This window comes from Peribacillus sp. NPDC097224 (assembly GCF_044761985.1).
Taxonomy (GTDB): domain Bacteria; phylum Bacillota; class Bacilli; order Bacillales; family DSM-1321; genus Peribacillus.
Window position 1 is genome coordinate 440255 of sequence record NZ_JBIWDK010000003.1, and the last position, 20301, is coordinate 460555.

21 protein-coding genes and 1 other annotated feature are annotated in these 20301 nt (G+C 39.3%); of the genes, 18 read left to right on the plus strand and 3 right to left on the minus strand.

The window, feature by feature from the left end:
• Positions 1-14 precede the first annotated feature (14 nt).
• The 12 genes from ACIQXR_RS08845 (at position 15) to ACIQXR_RS08900 (ending at position 11804) form a co-directional block, all read left to right on the plus strand.
• Positions 15-1364: an amino acid permease gene (locus ACIQXR_RS08845; protein WP_402867871.1), complete on the plus strand. Its 1350-nt coding sequence runs from the start codon at positions 15-17 to the stop codon at positions 1362-1364.
• Positions 1365-1380: 16 nt separating this feature from the next.
• Positions 1381-2226: a tryptophan 2,3-dioxygenase gene (kynA, locus tag ACIQXR_RS08850; protein WP_402867872.1), complete on the plus strand. Its 846-nt coding sequence runs from the start codon at positions 1381-1383 to the stop codon at positions 2224-2226.
• Between the two features lie 23 nt (positions 2227-2249).
• Positions 2250-2876 (plus strand): arylformamidase, encoded by a 627-nt coding sequence (kynB, locus tag ACIQXR_RS08855; RefSeq protein WP_402867873.1) that lies wholly within the window; start codon positions 2250-2252, stop codon positions 2874-2876.
• A gap of 16 nt (positions 2877-2892) precedes the next feature.
• Entirely contained in the window at positions 2893-3546 is a 654-nt protein-coding gene (nadD, locus tag ACIQXR_RS08860) for a nicotinate (nicotinamide) nucleotide adenylyltransferase (protein WP_402867874.1), read from the plus strand.
• A 353-nt stretch (positions 3547-3899) separates the two neighbouring features.
• Positions 3900-4934 carry a sulfate ABC transporter substrate-binding protein gene (locus tag ACIQXR_RS08865; RefSeq protein WP_402867875.1) on the plus strand — a complete coding sequence of 345 codons (1035 nt, stop codon included), beginning with the start codon at positions 3900-3902 and terminating at the stop codon, positions 4932-4934.
• 73 nt (positions 4935-5007) lie between these two features.
• Positions 5008-5847: a sulfate ABC transporter permease subunit CysT gene (gene cysT / locus ACIQXR_RS08870; protein WP_402867876.1), complete on the plus strand. Its 840-nt coding sequence runs from the start codon at positions 5008-5010 to the stop codon at positions 5845-5847.
• A 57-nt stretch (positions 5848-5904) separates the two neighbouring features.
• The gene (cysW, locus tag ACIQXR_RS08875) at positions 5905-6744 is read left to right on the plus strand and encodes a sulfate ABC transporter permease subunit CysW (RefSeq protein ID WP_402868547.1); all 840 of its coding nucleotides are present in this window, start codon (positions 5905-5907) and stop codon (positions 6742-6744) included.
• Positions 6745-6755: 11 nt separating this feature from the next.
• On the plus strand, positions 6756-7820 hold the full coding sequence (locus ACIQXR_RS08880; RefSeq protein ID WP_402867877.1) for a sulfate/molybdate ABC transporter ATP-binding protein: 1065 nt from the start codon (positions 6756-6758) through the stop codon (positions 7818-7820).
• 523 nt (positions 7821-8343) lie between these two features.
• Entirely contained in the window at positions 8344-9702 is a 1359-nt protein-coding gene (locus ACIQXR_RS08885; protein WP_402868549.1) for a C40 family peptidase, read from the plus strand.
• A 211-nt stretch (positions 9703-9913) separates the two neighbouring features.
• Positions 9914-10372 (plus strand): hypothetical protein, encoded by a 459-nt coding sequence (locus ACIQXR_RS08890; RefSeq protein WP_402868551.1) that lies wholly within the window; start codon positions 9914-9916, stop codon positions 10370-10372.
• Entirely contained in the window at positions 10360-10659 is a 300-nt protein-coding gene (locus ACIQXR_RS08895; RefSeq protein ID WP_402867878.1) for a YxcD family protein, read from the plus strand. Before ACIQXR_RS08890 ends, ACIQXR_RS08895 begins: the two co-directional genes overlap by 13 nt.
• A gap of 167 nt (positions 10660-10826) precedes the next feature.
• Positions 10827-11804, plus strand: coding sequence for an aldose 1-epimerase (locus ACIQXR_RS08900; protein ID WP_402867879.1), 978 nt, complete (start codon positions 10827-10829; stop codon positions 11802-11804).
• Positions 11805-11845: 41 nt separating this feature from the next.
• On the opposite strand, the gene ACIQXR_RS08905 is transcribed toward ACIQXR_RS08900, so the two are convergent.
• Positions 11846-13234: an amino acid permease gene (locus ACIQXR_RS08905; protein ID WP_402867880.1), complete on the minus strand. Its 1389-nt coding sequence runs from the start codon at positions 13232-13234 to the stop codon at positions 11846-11848.
• Positions 13235-13701: 467 nt separating this feature from the next.
• Here ACIQXR_RS08905 and ACIQXR_RS08910 point away from each other — a divergent pair, with 467 nt between their 5' ends.
• The 3 genes from ACIQXR_RS08910 to ACIQXR_RS08920 all read left to right on the plus strand — a co-directional run bounded on the left by ACIQXR_RS08910 (position 13702) and on the right by ACIQXR_RS08920 (position 15561).
• Positions 13702-13869 carry a DUF2292 domain-containing protein gene (locus ACIQXR_RS08910; RefSeq protein WP_402867881.1) on the plus strand — a complete coding sequence of 56 codons (168 nt, stop codon included), beginning with the start codon at positions 13702-13704 and terminating at the stop codon, positions 13867-13869.
• Positions 13870-14073: 204 nt separating this feature from the next.
• Complete coding sequence (locus ACIQXR_RS08915; RefSeq protein ID WP_402867882.1) at positions 14074-14862, plus strand: serine hydrolase; 789 nt, start codon at positions 14074-14076, stop codon at positions 14860-14862.
• Positions 14863-14988: 126 nt separating this feature from the next.
• Positions 14989-15561 (plus strand): YdcF family protein, encoded by a 573-nt coding sequence (locus ACIQXR_RS08920; protein WP_402867883.1) that lies wholly within the window; start codon positions 14989-14991, stop codon positions 15559-15561.
• Between the two features lie 56 nt (positions 15562-15617).
• Here the strand turns inward: ACIQXR_RS08920 and ACIQXR_RS08925 are convergent, their stop codons facing one another.
• Positions 15618-15878: a hypothetical protein gene (locus ACIQXR_RS08925; RefSeq protein WP_402867884.1), complete on the minus strand. Its 261-nt coding sequence runs from the start codon at positions 15876-15878 to the stop codon at positions 15618-15620.
• Positions 15879-16200: 322 nt separating this feature from the next.
• On the opposite strand from ACIQXR_RS08925, the gene cspC reads away from it, so the two are divergent.
• Positions 16201-16401, plus strand: a complete 201-nt coding sequence (gene cspC, locus ACIQXR_RS08930) for a cold shock protein CspC (protein ID WP_010331195.1) — start codon at positions 16201-16203, stop codon at positions 16399-16401.
• Positions 16402-16537: 136 nt separating this feature from the next.
• Here cspC and ACIQXR_RS08935 read toward each other — a convergent pair whose 3' ends face one another.
• Positions 16538-16714, minus strand: coding sequence for a hypothetical protein (locus tag ACIQXR_RS08935; protein ID WP_402868582.1), 177 nt, complete (start codon positions 16712-16714; stop codon positions 16538-16540).
• Positions 16715-17007: 293 nt separating this feature from the next.
• Positions 17008-17231, plus strand: a binding site (T-box leader).
• A gap of 80 nt (positions 17232-17311) precedes the next feature.
• Here ACIQXR_RS08935 and ACIQXR_RS08940 point away from each other — a divergent pair.
• Positions 17312-18673, plus strand: a complete 1362-nt coding sequence (locus tag ACIQXR_RS08940; protein ID WP_402867885.1) for a sodium-dependent transporter — start codon at positions 17312-17314, stop codon at positions 18671-18673.
• 460 nt (positions 18674-19133) lie between these two features.
• Complete coding sequence (locus ACIQXR_RS08945) at positions 19134-20234, plus strand: type I restriction endonuclease (protein ID WP_403079835.1); 1101 nt, start codon at positions 19134-19136, stop codon at positions 20232-20234.
• Positions 20235-20301 lie beyond the last annotated feature (67 nt).

The following is a 20301-nucleotide window of genomic DNA, read 5'->3' on the forward strand; positions in this document are numbered from 1 at the left end:
TTTGGAAAAGAAACATGGAAAATAATAAATTGAAAAGAGAGTTATCAACCAATCAAATCACGATGATCGCAATGGGATGTGCGATTGGGACCGGCTTGTTTTTAGGGAGCGGTCTAGCGATATCGATAGCCGGTCCAAGCGTATTGATTAGCTATGCTGTCGGTGCGTTCGTTGTTTTGTTATTAATGGGATGCTTGGCGGAAATAACGGTCGCTTATCCAACTTCCGGATCCTTTGGGACGATTGCCGAGAAGTACATCAGTCCACTTGCAGGCTTTCTTGTCCGATATTCCTACTGGATAGCCAATGTCCTTGCCATTGGGGTCGAAGTCAGTGCAATCGCTGTTTATATGAAATACTGGTTTCCTGATGTACCAGGGAGTGTGTGGATTTTTCTTTTTGCCGCCTTACTCATCTATGTAAATGCAACCAGTGTCAATACTTTCGGGAATTTTGAATATGTATTTTCCTTGATTAAAGTCAGCGCCATCGTCATTTTCATCTTACTGGGAGCTTATGTTTTGATTGGTGCCGAACCAGCCTCGGGAATGGGGATGGAGAACTATGTGAATGCAGGGGGGTTCATGCCTTTTGGTTTTTGGGGATTATGGGTGGCTGTTTTCATTTCTCTCTTCAGCTTTTTAGGGACAGAAATGATTGCAGTGACTGCAGGAGAAGCCAAAGATCCTGATATCGCTGTACCACGAGCCTTGAAGGCAACCGTTTTCAGGCTGTCGACTTTTTACGTACTGACAATCGGCATCATGTTGATGATCGTTCCATGGCAGGAAGCGGGCGTTGAAGTGAGCCCATTCGTGAAGGTCATGGAAATATTAAATATCCCGGGAGCCTCCGGAATCATGAATTTTATCATTTTGACGGCAGCTTTATCAGCAATGAATAGTCAGCTGTATGCTTCCACAAGAATGATCTTTTCACTATCCGAACAAAGGCAGGCACCGCCTTTCTTTAAGAAAGTGAGTCGAAAAGGAGTACCGGTCCGCGCCTTGCTCATCTCCACATTGGGTATTTTTCTGGCTGCGGGGATAAAGGTCATTCTTCCCGATACATCTTATGCATTCATGATGGGGATATCGATGTTCGGGGCCATTTTCACTTGGTTCATGGTGTTCATCTCCCATCTGTTTTTCAGGCGAAACTGGGAAAGAACAGGGGGGCGGAAATTACCTGTCAAAATGTACGGTTATCCTTATTTAACGATACTTGGAGCGGTTTTTCTATTGGCCTTAACGGTAACAACCTGGTTTACCGAACCCTTTAAAATCGTTTTGCAGTTCGGTATTCCTTGGTTGATCTTTCTATGGCTCACATACATGTTGATGATGAGAGTAAAAAGAAGATAAAGGGAGTGACGCATGCATGGATAAGGAATCAATCGAAGAAAGTCGCTTGGAAGAAGGAATGGTAACGAATTTTGAAAAAGAGATGTCCTACGGTGACTATCTGAATTTGGACCAAGTATTATCGAGTCAGAGGTTGCTTTCCGGTCATCATGACGAAATGCTGTTTATCGTTATCCATCAAACCAGCGAGTTATGGATGAAATTGATTCTTCATGAATTGACTGCGGCTACGGAGCATATCACGGAAGGAAGATTGGAACCTTCCTTCAAGATGCTATCACGGATTTCGAGAATTCAACAGCAGCTCGTTCAGTCATGGAATGTGCTCTCGACCTTGACCCCATCCGACTATATGGAGTTCCGGGATAAACTCGGAAACTCATCGGGCTTCCAATCCTTTCAAAACCGAATGATTGAAAGTGCAATGGGACAAAAAAACAAGCCAATCTTGGCCGTGTTTCGTCATCAGCCTGACCTTTATGAATCCCTGGTGTCCGAGTTGAATAAGCCCAGTATTTACGATGCGGCAATTGGAGCCTTGGCCGCGAGGGGGTTTTCTATTGAAGAATCGATGTTGAACAGAGATTGGTCAGAACCTTATGTGGAAAACGAGAGTGTCGAGAAAGCCTGGCTCGCGGTGTACAGGGATGTACATCAATATTGGGATCTATATGAATTGGCTGAAAAACTGGTGGATATCGGCAGTCAACAGCAGTTCTGGAGATTCAATCATATGAGCACGGTGGAGCGGATTATAGGACAGAGAATGGGAACTGGAGGTTCTACTGGCGTGAACTATTTAAAGAAGGTAGTGAATCAGCCATTTTTCCCCGAACTCTGGACACTTCGGACAAAATTGTGAACAGAATGATTGGAGAGGTAACGATGCATAAATGGAAAGATATTTCTCAGCCGCTTAAAGAAAATACGCCATATTGGCCAGGAGATACACCATATTCCTATCGCTTGAATGCTGAGATAGCCAAGGGATCTTCCGTAAATGTTGGCGAAATTCGCATGAGCACACATTTAGGTACACATATTGACGCACCTTTTCATTTTGATGAAGAAGGAAAGAAAATCCTGGAGCTGGACTTGGATTTATATATCGGGGAAGCACTTGTCGTCCAGGTCGATGTTGATAGAAGTATTGGGATAGAAGCTTTAGTTGACATCGAATTGAATGGGATCGAGAGATTATTGCTGGCAACGGGGAAGTGGAAGGACCTCAGCCAATTCCCTGATGCAATTCCGGCAATCGAACCGGGCTTAGCCTCCTTCTTAGCTGAAAAAGGGGTGAAATTGCTCGGATTGGATTTGCCTTCCGTCGATTATCTCGACAGTAAAGAATTACCTGCTCACCATGCCCTGGCAAGTTGCGGGATTCACATTCTTGAAGGCCTTGTTCTTCAAGGCGTAGAACCGGGTCTGTATGATTTGGCCGCACTGCCACTCGCTTTGGAGAAGGGGGATGGCAGTCCGGTCAGAGCGGTGTTGAAACGAAAGGATTAGGTGAGGAGAGATAAGGATGAGCAAAATCGGTATTTATGGATCTTCCTTCGATCCTATTACGAATGTACACTTATGGACGGCATCGACCATTGCGCATCGAGCCAAGCTTGATAAAGTCATTTTTTTACCATGTGCCAATAATCGGATTGATAAACAGATGAAAACAAGCAATGAGCACCGCTGGAATATGCTAAGTCTCGCCATCAAGGAAAATCCGTTATTTGAAGTGAGTGATTATGAAATATATGAACGAGCAGGAATCAGCAAACAGTATACATGGTATACGATGGAGTACTTTAAAGCGCAGTATCCGAAGGATGAGGTATATTTCATCATGGGGGCCGATTTGCTTCAAGATATGGATAATCAGGAATTACCGGTGCATCTTCGCTGGAAATTCAGAGAAAAATTGATTGCGAATCATAAATTCATTATCATGGCCCGAGAAGGAATAGATATGCTCAAGGTCATCTCCAAAAGCCCTTTACTGAGAAATTATGATAATGGCAATACATTTCACCTAATTGATAAAGGTCTTTCCATGGAAATCAGTTCAACATATATAAGAGACGAGTTCAGCATGGGCGGAGAGCCAAGATATTTACTGCCAGATGTTTGTTATCAGTATATTGTAGATCATGGACTCTATAAAACAACTCAAAATGTTTAAGGAAGGGGCCCAATCACTTAGGTGATGTGGGCTCTTTCCTTTTTTATTTAACTCGTGTGATTTAGATTGAAAATGAAATTTAATCAGAATATTATAAAAAGTTGAAGCGGTGCTAAACGTAATAGTATAGGGCTTTTGGAAGGGAGCATTCTTAACGGGAATGCTTAAAACGGTCTGGAAGACAAAAAACACAGTTGACAACTTGGGATACTTTGCTTTAAGGTAGGGATACGTAAAAAAGAAAACAGAATATTTGCTGATCAGAAAACTGAAGGCATACTATTTCCTAACTTTAAATGAGGAAGTAGTATGCCTATTTTGTTTAAAGAAAGTTAAAAACAGGGGGAAAGATTATGAAAAGGTTATTGGCGTTTTCAAGTTTGGTTTTAGCATTTGGGGTGCTAGCTGGTTGTAGTTCCGAAAAGACTGAAGGAAAAGAAGGAAAGCCTAAATCCGTAGAATTACTGAACGTGTCCTATGACCCGACCCGTGAGTTGTACCAAGAATATAATAAAGCATTCGCGAAACATTGGAAGGAAGAATCAGGTCAAGATGTTACGATTCAGCAATCGCACGGAGGCTCTGGTAAGCAAGGAAGAGCGGTCATTGACGGATTGGAAGCGGATGTCGTGACGCTTGCATTGGCTTATGACATCGATGCCATCAATGAAGCCAGTAAACTTTTGGAAAAAGATTGGCAAACGCGCCTGCCGGAAAATTCAACACCTTACACGTCAACCATTGTATTCCTAGTAAAAAAGGATAATCCGAAAGGCATCAAAGATTGGGATGACTTAATCAAAAAGGATGTTTCCGTCATTACTCCAAACCCAAAAACAAGCGGGGGGGCAAGGTGGAATTATTTGGCCGCATGGGCATTTGCCGAGAAGAAGTTCAATGATGATGAAGCGAAAGTAAAAGAGTTCATGAAAAAACTTTATCAAAATGTGGAAGTGTTGGACTCCGGTGCTAGGGGTGCCACGACTACATTTGTGGAAAGAGAAATCGGTGACGTACTAATTGCTTGGGAAAACGAAGCGTATTTAACGCTTGAGGAATTCGGCGATGATAAATATGAAATCGTCAATCCTTCCATAAGTATTTTAGCCGAACCTCCAGTGGCGGTAGTCGACAAAGTGGTTGAGAAAAAGGGAACGAAGGAAGTGGCGGAAGCATATCTAGAGTATTTGTATACGGATGAGGGGCAAGAAATTGCGGCTAAGAACTTCTATCGACCAAGGGATGAAAAGGTTCTGGCAAACCATAAAGAACAGTTTGCCGACATTGACATGGTAACGGTTGATGAGAAGTTCGGCGGCTGGAATGAAGCCCAGAAGACCCATTTCAATGATGGTGGTACATTCGACGAAATATATCAACCAAAATAAGTGTAGAGGGGAAGAGGAATGTTTGATTCTTCTTCTCCTTCACTAATTAAGTAGAAAGAGCTGGGGAGATACCATGAATATTGTGACTGAAGTCAAGCGCAAGAGAAAAAGGACGATACCTGGTTTTGGGTTGGCGATGGGATTGACATTACTGTATTTATCCATCATCGTCTTGATTCCCCTATCCATGGTTTTTTTAAATACATTTTCAATGGGAATGAAGGATTTTTGGGAGACCATCACTGAACCAAGAGTTGTTGCCTCCTATAGATTAAGTTTTCTGACGGCTTTAACTGCGGCATTTGTGAACGCAGTTTTTGGCGTTTTAATTGCCTGGGTTCTGACACGTTATGAGTTTCCAGGGAAACGGATCATCGATGGCCTGGTCGACTTGCCTTTTGCCCTTCCAACGGCAGTTGCCGGCATTACGTTAACCACTTTATACTCACCGAACGGGTGGATTGGACAGTTTTTTGGATTCAAGATTGCCTTTACCCCTATCGGGATTATCATTGCCCTCATTTTTATTGGTCTTCCCTTCGTTGTACGAATGGTTCAACCCGTGCTTGAAAATATAGAAAAGGGGATGGAAGAAGCATCTGCTTCACTAGGGGCAAACCGAATGCAGACATTTATTAAAATTATTTTTCCTGAATTGATTCCCGCAATCTTGACGGGGTTTGCCCTATCATTTGCGAGGGCACTTGGCGAATACGGATCCGTCGTGTTCATTGCCGGCAATATGCCTTTTAAGACAGAAATTTCCCCTCTTATCATCATGACGAAGCTTGAACAGTATGATTACCAAGGGGCAACCGCCGTGGCGACGGTTATGCTTGTCATTACATTTCTGATTTTGCTCACCATTAATATCTTGCAATGGTGGACTAGTAGAAGATATTCCGCAAAATAGGAGGGGACCGTGTTGGCCAATCATCATCCTGTGGCTACAGAGCCAAATAAACCAGTCATCTTAACAAGAAACGCTACGAAGGAGCCAAAACTTATCCAATGGACCCTTATTTCCATTGTATTGCTATTCTTGACGCTTTTTTTGGTCGTTCCGTTGATTGCTATCTTTGTAAAAGCCTTTGAAAAGGGAGCGGAAGCGTATGTTGCGGCGATTGCTCACCCAGATTCTTTGGCTGCCATTAAATTAACGTTGATCGTTGTCCTGATCACTTTACCTTTGAATGCCATATTCGGGGTAGTGGCGGCATGGACGATTACAAAATATGAATTTAAAGGGAAGAACTTTTTAGTTACGTTGATCGATCTTCCATTTTCCGTGTCACCGGTCATTGCCGGTTTGATATTCGTCCTATTATTTGGTCTGAATGGAGCGCTTGGTCCATTTTTGCAGGCGTACGATATAAAAGTGATATTTTCCATACCGGGCATTGTCATTGCTTCCCTATTCATTACCTTCCCTTTTATAGCACGGGAATTGATTCCACTTATGCAAAGCCAGGGAACCTCTGAAGAAGAAGCCTCCCTTACCCTTGGTGCTGGCGGGTTCAAGACTTTTTGGTATGTAACGTTGCCCAATATTAAATGGGGCTTATTATACGGAATCATTTTGTGCAATGCGAGGACGATCGGGGAATTTGGAGCCGTATCGGTTGTATCAGGCCATATACGCGGCATGACGAACACGATGCCACTTCATATTGAAATCCTATACAATGAATATCAATTTTCAGCGGCATTCGCCGTGGCATCGTTAATGTCCATTTTTGCAATTATAACGTTGGTTTTAAAGAGTCTAATAGAATGGAAAACGGACCTGAAATCTACAAAAGCTAGGTAGGGGGATGTACAATGAGCATCATCATCGAAAACGTTACAAAATATTATGGGTCGTTTCAGGCCCTACAAGATATCAATCTAGAAATAAAAAGTGGGGAGCTTGTTGCGTTACTGGGTCCCTCGGGTTCGGGGAAAACTTCGTTGCTCCGCATCATAGCTGGTCTTGAACAGTCAGAAAACGGACATATATTATTTAATGAAGAGGATTACACAAACAAGCACGTGAAGGATAGGAACGTCGGTTTTGTCTTCCAGCATTATGCCCTTTTCCGAAACATGACCATTTTTGATAATGTTGCATACGGTTTAAAGGTACGGCCCAGAAAAACAAGACCTAGCAAAAAAGCAATTGAAGAAAAAGTTACGGAACTGCTCCAACTGGTTAAACTGGAAGGATATAAAGATCGCTATCCCTCTCAATTATCCGGGGGCCAGCGTCAGCGCGTGGCTTTAGCCAGGGCACTGGCCGTAGAGCCAAATATTTTGTTGCTCGATGAACCATTTGGGGCACTGGACGCCAAAGTCCGTAAAGAACTTAGGCGTTGGTTAAGAAAGCTGCATGACGAGTTCAATGTCACGAGTGTCTTTGTAACACATGATCAGGAAGAAGCGATGGATGTCGCCGATCGGGTCGTCATCATGAATGAGGGGAAAATCGAACAGATTGGAACACCAGATGAAGTATACGAACATCCAAAGAATCCATTTGTTTATGACTTTCTCGGCAGTGTTAACCTATTCAAGGGAAAGGTCCATCAAGGAAAGCTTGCAACCGGGAATGTGGAAATTCACGTACCGGATAGTGAGGACGGAGATAGCACAGGATATGTAAGATCTCATAACTTCATTATCGAAAAAGGACCATCCAATGTCGATTCTATTGAATCCGTCATCGATCATATTCATGCAATCGGACCGATTGTCCGTATTGAAGTGATTCGTCAGGACATTCAGGAACCGCTCGAAATCGAACTTACAAAAGACCAATTTAATCAGCTTTCTTTAAAAAAGGGAGATATTGTGTTTGTTCGTCCAAAAGAGTTGAAAGTTTTTGTTGACTATATGGCCGGAATCTGAAAAATGTAAGGGAATCATACTAATAAGAACTCCCTTTATGAAAGAGAAAAAATGTAAAAAATATGGTCCGGAACCGAATCAAGGTTTCGGGCCATATTCTTTTTAAAAAGTAATAAGTGCCTTTTTTTGACAACACCAAACCTATTGACTATCATAAGTTGTGGTTCTTCTATACTAATAATTGGATAGATTATCATGTGGGAGTTTGTCGTTTTACTAGAAGGAACTTGTCAAATATTGGTCTATATATCTCGTCTGAATGTCGAAAAAATATGTTTAATGTTAAAAATGAAATATAAATGTAATATTGCTATTACGTATTTGACAAAAAGCGGTGATATACTACGTATTAGGTAATGAGCTCAAAGAAATTCTGTATTTTATGTAATATGAAATCAATCCTAGAAAAGTACATAATGCTTTTAAAAAATAGAGAAGAGATTCCTGTGGTTCAATTTGATTGCTATTTTCTTAGATAGAAAGAAGTGGGTCAATTGAATTGCTAGGGAAGAAAGTAGGGGAAATGAGTTTGAAGAAAAAGTTAATCGTATTAAATACCACTATTATGCTCGGTTTAGGAAGCATTTTTGCCGCACCGATGGTCAATGCGGAATCTGTTTCAGATATTCAATCACAACGTGCCGGAATTCAATCCGATATTTCAGATGCTGAAAAAGTCATTCAGGACTTACAGAAAGAGCAAGCGAAAATGGATTCCCGGATTAAAGAAATCGTTAATGCAATGGAAGAAAACGATAAAAAAATCAAGAAAACCAATATAGAAGTAACTGAAACGGAAAAAGATATTGATTCATTGAAAAAAGAAATTACTGCTTTAGAGGAAAGAATTGCAAAACGCGAAGAAATCCTAAAGGAGCGTGCCCTTTCTTTCCAAGAGAGCGGCGGTGACGTTAATTACCTTGAAGTAGTTTTAGGATCTACTAGTTTCCGTGATCTTGTTGACCGTGTAGGAGCAGTTGCGGCTATCGTTGAAGCAGATCAGGAGATTCTTACTCAGCAAGAAGCGGATAAAGCTGAGCTAGAAGCAAAACATGAAGAAGTAGAGAAGAAATTACAAAGCCTTAAAGAGATGCAAGTTGACCTAAAAGGTATGAAATCTCAAATTAAGGAACAAAAAGCAGCTAGTGTAAAAATGAAATCTAAACTTGAAAAGAAACAGTCTGAAACAGAAGCTCTTAAAAAGGCACTACAAAATGAAGATGCAGATTTAGCGGGCAAATTAGCAACGATTCGTGAAAACATTAAAAAAGAAGAAGAACGTAAAGCGGCTGAAAAGGCCGAACTAAACCGTGTGGCGGAAGAGGTTCAGAAATCTTCTACTAACCATGTAGATGATCATGTAGATAGCAATGTAGCGCCTTCTACTAGTTCTTCTAAAAATGAATCTTCATCAAGTTCATCAAAAAGTTCACCAAAAAGTAATGTTTCAACAACTCCAAAGAGTGAAAGCAAGACTACAGTAGCGCCAAGTACAGCTAACGTAGGGTCTGCAATCACAGCAGGTTATAAATACATCGGTAATTCAACATATGTTTTCGGTGGCGGAAGAACAGCATCCGATATTGCAAACGGCCGATTCGATTGTTCAGCATTTGTTGCATGGGCTTACAAACAAGCAGGTGTTAATCTACCACCAAGCACTGGTGCCTTGACAGGTGCAGGAAAGCAAGTTTCAAAAAGCCAGATGCAACCGGGAGATTTAGTATTCTTCAACACGTATAAAACTGATGGACACGTTGGTATTTACGTTGGAGGAGGCAAGTTCATTGGCTCTCAAAGTTCGACAGGAGTGGCTGTTGCTAACATGAGCAGCGGATATTGGGCAAGCAAATTCAATGGCCGTGTAGTTCGGGTGAAATAATAGTGTCTTAATGGGCAGGGTGATGATCACCCTGCCCATTTTTTTATAAAAATTACGGATAAAAATAAAAAAAGTGAAACTTATTTTGATTAATATCGTAAATACTATTAAGATGAAATAAGGATAGGTGATGTGGATTTAACTTGTAAACTTACTGACATTTAATGAAACAACATTCCTACTACTAAAAAATGGAGGCAAAAAACACATGATGAAAAAAATTATGGCTGCTTTACTAACTATCACATTAGCTTTCTCGCCAGTTGGTGCGTATGTATTCCAAGACCATTCACAATCCGCCGATGCAAGGGGTTATAAATCCGGGAAAAGAAGTTTCAACAATAATAACTCGAATAACAATACGAATAACAACTCGAATTTCCAAAATAAACAAACGAATAAATCCGATGCAAATACAAACAAAGCGAAAACCGATACAAAAAGCGGCAACTCATTTACTAAGGGCGGCTTAATGAAAGGAATCATGCTTGGAGGGCTTGCAGGTTTACTTTTTGGTAGCCTATTTGCCAATATGGGAGCTCTTGGTTCCATTCTTGGACTATTAGTCAACGTTATTGCGATCGTTGCCATCGTGGTCATTATCCGCAAGATTTTCGTTTACTTCCAAGATAAGAAGAAAAAAGAGGATTCAAACCCATGGAGAGGCTAAGAATTTCCGAACAAGATATCATTAATGCAGTATGTGTATACATTGCTCGTAAAAAGCAGGTCGAGCCCAATGAAGTGGAAGTTGAATTGATGTATGATGATGATTATGGCTTCTCAGCTGAAACGTTCGTTGATGGCAGGAAGCAAGTATTGATCACGATCAACTTGATCGAAGCGCTTCGATTATGGCTGGATGAATACTTAAATATCGACCCATATTCAGGCATTGAGCTTGTCTTGGATGACGAAGAAGGCATAGTCGCCTTAATAAGCGAAAGCAATAACTAAGCAAAAAAAGGATGTTCCTAGGGGAGCATCCTTTTTTTATCTATTTTAGAGGCCAAGTTATATTGGAAAGAATCAGATTATGGAAAAGTGGTGAGCGCCAGTTGTCAAAAGGGTACTAGACTAGTAGGATGAGTGTAAGTATATGGAATCTAAGAGGAGGAAAGAAGATGGAATCCTATATAAAAGACCAGATGTTTTTAAATGAAGAGGCTATAATCTTTGGCAATGAAATCATTGAAGCAATGATCGTTCCATCTTTGGGAAGTAATCTACTATCGCTAAAATCCAAGAAAAAAGATGTAGATATATTGAGGACTCCAAAGTCGTTGGATGACTACAAAAAAGTGCCGATCCTATACGGCATGCCAATCCTGTTCCCACCTAACCGCATAGAAGATGGGACCTTTACATATAAGGAAACAACCTATACATTTCCGGTAAATGAATGGGAGAAACATAATCACATTCATGGTTTTTTGCATGATAAGCCTTGGAAGGTCCTAAAAAGAGAGGCAGGCAAGGAGGGAGTCGTAATCGTTACGGAATTTATGAGCAGTGATTTTCCTTCCATGTATCCGCATTTTCCTCATGAGTTCAAAGTGATCATGACGTATATAGTAAAGGAAGAGAGACTGGATATCCAAATGAACATTCACAATATCGGTCGCGAGTCATTTCCGTGGGGTGCAGGGTATCATACGATCTTCAATTTTCCGTTTATATCAAGAAATGACTATTCGGATTGCGAGATTTCCTTGCCCGTAAATAAACAGTGGGAGCTGAATGGAAGGTCATTGCCGACTGGAAGATACACCACGTTGCCAAATAAGGATGAAATTCAAAGGAGGATAATAGGAGAGGGACGGGAATATGATGACATTTTTAGCTATGATGAGGAAAAAAACCGAACAAATGAAGCTATTTTAACCGATCCGAAAGCTGGTATACAAGTGCGTTATCAAGCGGATCGCCGTTTTAAATATTGGGTAGTGTTCAATGAGGACGGGTTCTTGTGTCCCGAGCCTTACACATGGATCACGAATGCCCCCAATCTGAAATTACCAGTGGAAGTAACGGGTTTGCAGGAGTTGCAACCAGGAGAATCCATACATCTGGATACAAAAATAATTCTGGATGAAATATAGAAAACGCCCTGGCATATTAATTAATGCCAGGGCGTTTTCTGTTAAGCTCTCTTCCGCATCCAAAGCGGGTATAGAACAAAGCCTAGAACATATAAATAGATACCTAACATGAACGTTTCCATGTCGGCTGTGCCTGTCTTGATGACCCATATGGAGTATATCAATGCCAGGAAGGTGATGATGCCGTCGCGATTCCTGGATCCCTTCATGATATCGTACGTTTCTCCAGTCAAAACTAACTTTAATTGATACAAAGTTGATACGAGATAAGGGACCAAATAAGCAAGAGTTGCAACGATCATGGAAAATTTGTATGCGACTAAGATGGTTCCTGAAATAGTGGAAAACAAGAACAGCTGCGTCATTAAATTCGTTATCGTCATGGAGCGTACCGGCGTTCCATTTTTATTTGCCTTTGCAAAGTAAGCTGGGAATATATCCGATTTCGCTGCTTGATAAGGGACTTCCGATGCAACGACGACCCAACCTATCGTTGAACCTAATAAGCAAATGACAGCTAGTGCTCCCATAAGATATGTGCCGCTGGAACCGGCCACAGTCTGTAATGCATCGACTAGTGGTTTCTGAGATGCCCTCAATTCCTCTTGCGATAAAGCACCCATCGTCAAGATGGTAATCCCTATATAAATGGCAACAGCGATAAGCAAGCCAATGATCGTCGCCTTTTTGACATCATTCTGTGATTTCGCACGGTTTGAAAGCATAACAGCTGCCTCGATGCCGATGAATGCCCATAAGGTAGAAATCGCTGCATTGTTAATTTGGGAACCTAAGGAAAATGATGTACCCTCTTCGTTATAAAATTTAGCGCCGTCTCCCAGGTTAGAAGAATCAAAGATGAAAATAGTAACGATGATGAAAAATAAGAAGCCAATCACTTTTGTGACTGTTGCCACAAGGTTAAGTTTACCAGCACCATTAAAACTTCTGACTAAAATGAAGTGTATGCCCCAAAGTGCCAAGCTACAAACACCAAATGTTAGTGCCTTACCAAGTTCAAGGTCAAATGATCCTGCTGTATAGAGCACTTTCGTACTGTGCATGACTGGGAAAAACGTCGATAAATAACCTGCGAATGATATGATGACGGAGGCCGTTGCCGCCCAGTTAGCCGCCCAATAACCCCAGGCCATGCTATATCCAGCAAATCTGCCTTTTACAGGTGATTTAAATAATGATTGTGCATAACTTTGTGGTCCGGCTTTCAAATCTGGTTTTCTCACAGCCAAGTTACCGAAAACGAGTGCTATTAAAAATACTCCCAAGCCCGTGACAACCCACGCCATCGTGGCTCCCAACGGACTGGATACTTGCGCCAATTGGGCGGGAAGCATGAAGATACCGCCGCCCACCATATTACCAACTACAAATGTGGTTAGGATCAGCAATCCCCATTTATTATTTTTCATATTTATAATCGAACCTTTCTATAGGACAATGATTGTAATGTTCAACGAAAAACTTATTTTAAAATAGTATATCGTAAATAGTTTAGTTTGGTAAAGTGCTAAATAGGCAGAATAAAATATACGAATTAGTCGGAATATTATAAAACGTCATTGACAAATAATGAAAGACGGATTATAGTAATAATACCAAGTTTATAGGTAAGGATAATAAAGTATAGTTTAGCGTGTATTAAGCCATCGTCTTTTCCTTAGTATGTTCGATTACCAGCCATAATGACAAGCAACTCTCATAATGCCGATTAGTCAACTAAAGGCACCTTTCCATCTAATAATAGATAAAAGGTGCCTTTATCTTTTGGAAAAGAAGAGAAGGATGGAATGATTTGACCGCTAGTACAGAAAGCGTTAGAGGTAGATCGTTCCTTTATCATGGGTTTTCTTCATAAACATTATTCAAGGGGGCCACTATGGAAAAAAAAGAGGAGTTAAAAATCAAACATATCATTTCCAGCTTGGAAGAACTGCAATATGGGTCAGTTATCATAACCGTGCATGATGGGGAAATCACCCAGGTAGACACCACCGAAAAGAAGCGGTTTCCAATAGTGAAAGGAAGACCGATGAAAGCAAGATAAGATTATAATGTACCTGAAATGAATGTACCTGAAAAGGAGCTTTCTCATCGAATGCTCTTTTTTGTTTGGGAATTTTAATGCCTTTTTACATTCTATCTTGAAAATAAATCAATAAAGCATATATAGAAGATAGTGATGTTTTTACATGGTAGAATTAGTAAGGTGTTACATAATTAATGAATCGTTAGAAGGGAAGGGTTAACCATGTCTTTACAAACCATTGAACACAAGATTTTGGATGCAGTGGGATCATTTGATGGACGCATTGCTTATAAAATTGAAAATAGTGATGGGGAATCCATCGCATATCATGAGGATGAATCTTTCCAATCAGCCAGTTTGATTAAAATTCCGATGATTATTGAAGGATATCGTCAGAGCGAAGAAAAGAAGATTTATTTGAATCAGCCGGTGACGATCCCGCCTGAAGAAGTGACGGGTGGATCAGGGGTTCTGCATGTTCTGTCGAATAAAGTCTTTTTAACGGTTGAAGATCTTTTGTCATTGATGATTACAGTGTCCGATAACACGTCCACCAATATGATGATGACCTTGCTTGGCCAAGATGAAATTAATCAGTGTATAAAGGATCTTGGACTTAAACAGACTATTCTTCAACGGAAAATGCAGGATTTTAAAGCATTGAAAGAAGGCCGGGATAATACCATTTCCGCAGCGGATACCATTACCTGTCTAAAGGCGATATATACTGGAGACTTTTTAAAGAAAGAGAACCAGGAAAAAATATTGCGTATAATGGATAATCAACAGTTAAGGGATAAGCTTCCGTCACAAATGGGTAAGGGTGTGAAAGTGGCAAGTAAAACGGGGGGGATTCGTGGTGTCGCCCATGATTGTGCGATCATCCGTTCAGACAAACAAACCGTCTACGCGGCAGTCCTGACTGAGAACATGAAAACCGAGGAAGAAAGCCGTCAAGTCATTAGTCTAATAGGAAAGTGGATTTACGAAGACATGATGGGGGAAGCTTAAAACTTCTATTACACTTTTAATTTCACCTTTTTGTCAGATTAATAATTTCATTGATTGCTCCACTTTTGTAATGCAGTTTGGAACAAAAAGGGAAAATGGTAAGCGAAAAAGAAACGGAGCGGTACTATGAAAACGTGGTTAAAGCTTGGCGGTATGGGTATGGTCGTGCTGCTCGTATACTTTGGAATCTTACATATGAAGATCATGGAAAGCAGCCATCAGCCAATCCCTGAAGATGCGGGATACCTTATCGTTTTAGGAGCAAGAGTAAAAGGGAATGTTCCATCTTTATCATTACAATACCGGATTGATAGGGCAGCAGACTATTTAAAATTGAATGGAAGTACGGTGGCCATCGTCTCTGGTGGCAGAGGTCCTGGAGAAGACATTTCAGAAGCTGAGGCAATGAAACAAGGGCTTATCAACCAGGGAATTGAAGAAGGAAGAATCATCATGGAGGACGAATCTACATCAACCAGTGAAAATATTGCTTTCTCGAAAGAGTTCATTCCGGATCCTTCATCGATTGGATTGATTGTGTCGAATGATTTTCATCTTTATCGAGCCGTGAAAATGGCTGAAAGAGAAGGATTGAAAGTGACAGGGGTTCCTGCAAAGACGCCGCGAATCGCTTTAGTGAAATCATATATCCGTGAATACTTGGCCATAACAAAGTACTATTTGACCCAACTGTTTTGAGACGTTCATTCAATATTTATGAAATGCCCCCTCGTGAAAAGGTGGGCATTTCAAATTCACTCGACTTCCACTACTATATTAGGCACCTCCCAGAACTCATTCTCTTGATAGATTTGTTCAATCGTCTTATAAACAGGGTATCCAATATAGGAAACCTCAACTTTTTCTTCAGCATCGACTTCTTCTATATCTATATCATCAACAAAACCAAGTTGATCATCGATCTCCATTAAATAAAAGCCAAGCGCTTCATAATCGCTACTGGCGGCAATGACCTTACTATCGAATCCTCTATTCGAGACCTTATAATATTTCATTAATAAACCTCCTATGTTGTTTAATCTGTACGAAAGTAAAAGAACGGTTTCTTATACTCTGATATACCCCTAATTAAAAATCTAAATCATATAATTGGAAAAATTATGAAAATCAAAAGAGCGGGCAATCTCTTCATAATTATTTGCTAGTGGCCTTTTATGAAATAACAAATTTAATTTCTCTGCAGCGTAGTTGCTATTTTTATCGTTTCGTGTTATTCTAATAAAGAATTGTTTTTGGTAATGAAAAAAGGTATTAGTATCTTCTTGAAAAATCAAAAATAGTAATACAATGTGTGTTATGCACTAGGAGGCAACAAAAATGGAACAAGGTACAGTTAAATGGTTTAATGCAGAAAAAGGTTTTGGATTTATCGAACGTGAAAACGGAGACGACGTATTCGTACATTTCTCAGCTATCCAAAGCGAAGGTTTCAAATCTTTAGACGAAGGTCAAAAAGTAACTTTTGACGTTGAGCAAGGTGCTCGTGGAGCTCAAGCAGCTAACGTTCAAAAAGCTTAATTTTAAAACTAAATCGTAACCTATATGAACAGACTCCCCTAGGGGAGTCTGTTCTTTGTCGTCGTCGTTTATACATAAAAAAAACCTTACTCCGTTGAAGAGTAAGGAAATCATTGCATACAAAAAAAGTGAAAGCTTATGCTTTCTCCAGTTCTTCTTCAAAGAAGAATGTTGTTGGATGTTCTTTGACTGTATAAGAATATCTTTTCATGTTTTTCACATATGCCCATTTACTAATTGTAACTAATTCATCAGTTTCAAGGATCGTTACGGTTTCGCCACTATTGTATTTATTACTTTTCAATTTATGCACCCTCTTTACTAATAGTATAACATATTTCACGATAAAAAATGTGTCCAAGATATTCCAAAGGGGCCATTAATGGAAAGAATCCTTATATTCATGTAGATTATGAAGAACTTTACTATTTTATTCGAAGTAATTCATTCATCCAAAAGTCATATAATTATGCTGTAATAATAGATCTTCGCCGCGATGATGATGGGAATGAGATGTGAGAAGAATCCCTCTTGTATAGTCTAAATATTTAAATAATGATTGACCTATAAGAGTTATCGTACTATAATCTTGTTAATTAACATATCGAGCGAGCGACGAAAAGAAACCCATTAAGCCGGTCTCCCTGTTATATAGAGAATCAGTGGTTGGTGAAAACTGATACAAAGACTAGGTGAATTTCATTCTTGGAGCTTTTTTTATACTGCAAAAGAGAAAGTGGTATAAAACGGGTTAAACCGTTATTTTTAACAAGTGGGAAACAAGTATTGTTTCCAATTAGGGTGGTACCGCGTGAAGCCACGTCCCTATCGTTACAGATAGAGACGTGGCTTTTTTGTCTTTGATTTGTTTTTAGGGAACCATAATAAAAAGGGATAAGGAAGGGTTAGCATGCAAACAACAGAGCAATGGTCATCGAAGATTGGTTTTATTTTATCCGCAGCAGGATCAGCGATAGGGGTAGGTGCCATATGGAAGCTCCCATATGTTACTGGGATGAGTGGGGGAGGGGCATTCTTTCTTCTTTTTATTTTATTTTCTTTGTTTATGGGTTTTCCCTTATTATTGGCGGAATTTATCATAGGCAGGAGCACACAAAAGGAAGCCATCAGTGCATATCGTAGTTTAGCTCCCAACAGCAACTGGCATTGGATTGGAAGATTAGGGGTATTCACCTGTTTTCTTCTACTATCTTTCTATAGCGTAATTGGTGGATGGATTGTCATCTATTTCGGCAAAGGTCTGTTTGGTGGAATAATTAGTGAGGGTGCAGATTATGGCTCTGTCTTTAACGGGACAATCGGCAATCCGTTGTTGGTCCTTGCAGCTCAATTTATCTTCCTAGCCTTTACCGTTTTGGTTGTAGCGAAAGGAATTCAAAATGGGATCGAAAAAGTGAGTAAAATATTGATGCCTGCTTTATTTCTGCTTTTTATTGTTTTGATCATTCGCTCACTTACATTAGATAACGCTCTGGAAGGTGTCAAATTCTTTCTAGCACCTGATTTTTCTAGCATGACTTCTCAAAGTGTCCTGTTTGCGATGGGCCAGGCTTTCTTCTCCTTAAGTGTTGGAGTGTCGGTCATGGTGACTTATAGTTCATACCTTTCAAAAAAGGAAAGCTTAATCCAACCAGCCATATCCATCGTCGCGATGAATTTATTGATTGCCTTATTAGCAGGATTGGCCATTTTCCCAGCTGTATTTTCACTAGGATTAGAGCCAGCTGAAGGGCCGGGTTTACTGTTCGTTGTATTGCCTGCGGTGTTTGACCAAATCGTATTTGGAGAAGTTTTCTTATTGGGCTTCTTGGCGTTATTCTTATTTGCCACATTAACTTCGGCCTTTTCCATGTTGGAAATCATCGTGGCAGCCATCGTTAAGGGAAAAGAGGAGAAGAGAACAAAGTATGCCTATATCATTGGAATCTTAATCTTTGCAGTAGGCATTCCCTCTGCCTTATCCTATAGTACTTTTTCCGATATCTTAATCTTCTCGAAAAACTTGTTTGATTCAGCCGATTATTTAGTCAGCAACATATTAATGCCACTAGGCGTGCTATTAATCTCGATCTTCGTATCATATAAAATCAAGAAAAGCACGTTGAGAGAGGAACTATTACAGCATTCTCGCTTAGGCGCCCAAGCATTCAATATATGGTTCTTTATCATGAGGTTCATCATTCCTCTGGTTATTATCATCGTGTTCCTTGATGTTACTGGGATACTTGATAGGGTAGTGGGGCTCTTCTAATGGGATTGAGGTTATAGAAAGCCACCTATTGGACAGTAAATGGATTTGCGTAAATGATTAAGGTAGTATTTTACGTATAAAATAATAGCCACGTGCATCTTAGCACGTGGCTATTAAGCTTGATGTTTAAAATTTATTTATAGGCAATAAATTTTTGTTATTATAGCTAAACGCAAAATAAAAGTACTATTAAGCCGATTAGATAGCCGATTAGACTTTTAAAACTCTAAAAATTATCCTTGCCTTTCTAGCGATTAAATTACATGCTCTAGGTACTTATGTTGTATATCCAAAATTCTTAATACAAGATTCTATTCAAATTTAACATATAGTCACTTTTTCTAAGATGAGAGATACATATATTTTTTTACAGATTAGTATAATATTGTTTTATATAAGCATATTATATTAAAAATGCGGGTACGAATATAGAAACCTTTTATAAATGGGGGGTAGGAATATGGAAACCTTTATACAACAAATTAAAGCGCTATCAACTAGGATAGAACGAATAAAGGATAACATTCAAACTGAGGAAGCAACTAAAACCTCGTTAATTATGCCGTTAATACAAGCATTAGGATATGATATTTTTAACCCCGAGGAATTAGTACCAGAATTCATAGCTGATGTTGGAATAAAAAAAGGTGAAAAAATTGATTATGCCATAATGGAAAACGGACACCCTGTTATTTTAGTTGAAGCAAAATGTGTGCATGAAAAACTACATAAACATGATTCGCAATTATTTAGGTATTTTGGAACTACCAAAGCTAAGTTTGCAATCTTGACCAATGGTATTGAATATAAGTTCTTCACCAATTTAGAAGAACCTAATAAAATGGATGACAAACCATTCTTTATATTTAATTTACATGAAATAAGAGAAAATCACCTTCTGGAGTTAGCCAAATTTAGAAAAAACTTTTTCAATGTAGAAAATGTATTAACTACTGCCTCCGAATTAAAATATACAAATGAAATTAAGAATTTTTTAACTCAACAATGGGAGGAACCAAATGAAGAGTTTATCAAATTCGTATTAAATGATGTTTATCAAGGTGTAAAGACAAAAAAAGTAATCGATAATTTTCGGGAAATAGTAAAAAAATCCCTTAATCAATTCGTCAATGATAAAGTAAATGATAAGCTTCAAAAAGCTTTAAGTTCAACTGATGGAAATGAGTTGAATACGACGGAAAAAATAAATGACGATATAGCACCAACAAACGAAGAAGAGCTAATTGATGAACTGGAAAAAGTAGTAGATGGACCTGTGATTGTGACAACCGAAGAAGAAATAGAGGGATATGTTTTAATAAAACTTATGCTTAAGGAAAACCTAGATGCAAATAGAGTTTACTATAGAGATAATAAAAGTTATTTTAATGTTTTACTGGATGATAATATCCGTAAATGGATTTGTAGATTAGGTTTTAATACTAGTAATAAGTATATCCAATTAAATGATGAATTAAAAACTACACATAAATTAGATAGTGTAAACGACATTTTATTATACAAAGATGAAATATTAAGGGTTACCGAACAATTCAACTAAAAATAGTTGATGATTGGACACCTTATAATTAGACAAATATAGCCACGTGACTATAAACACGTGGCTA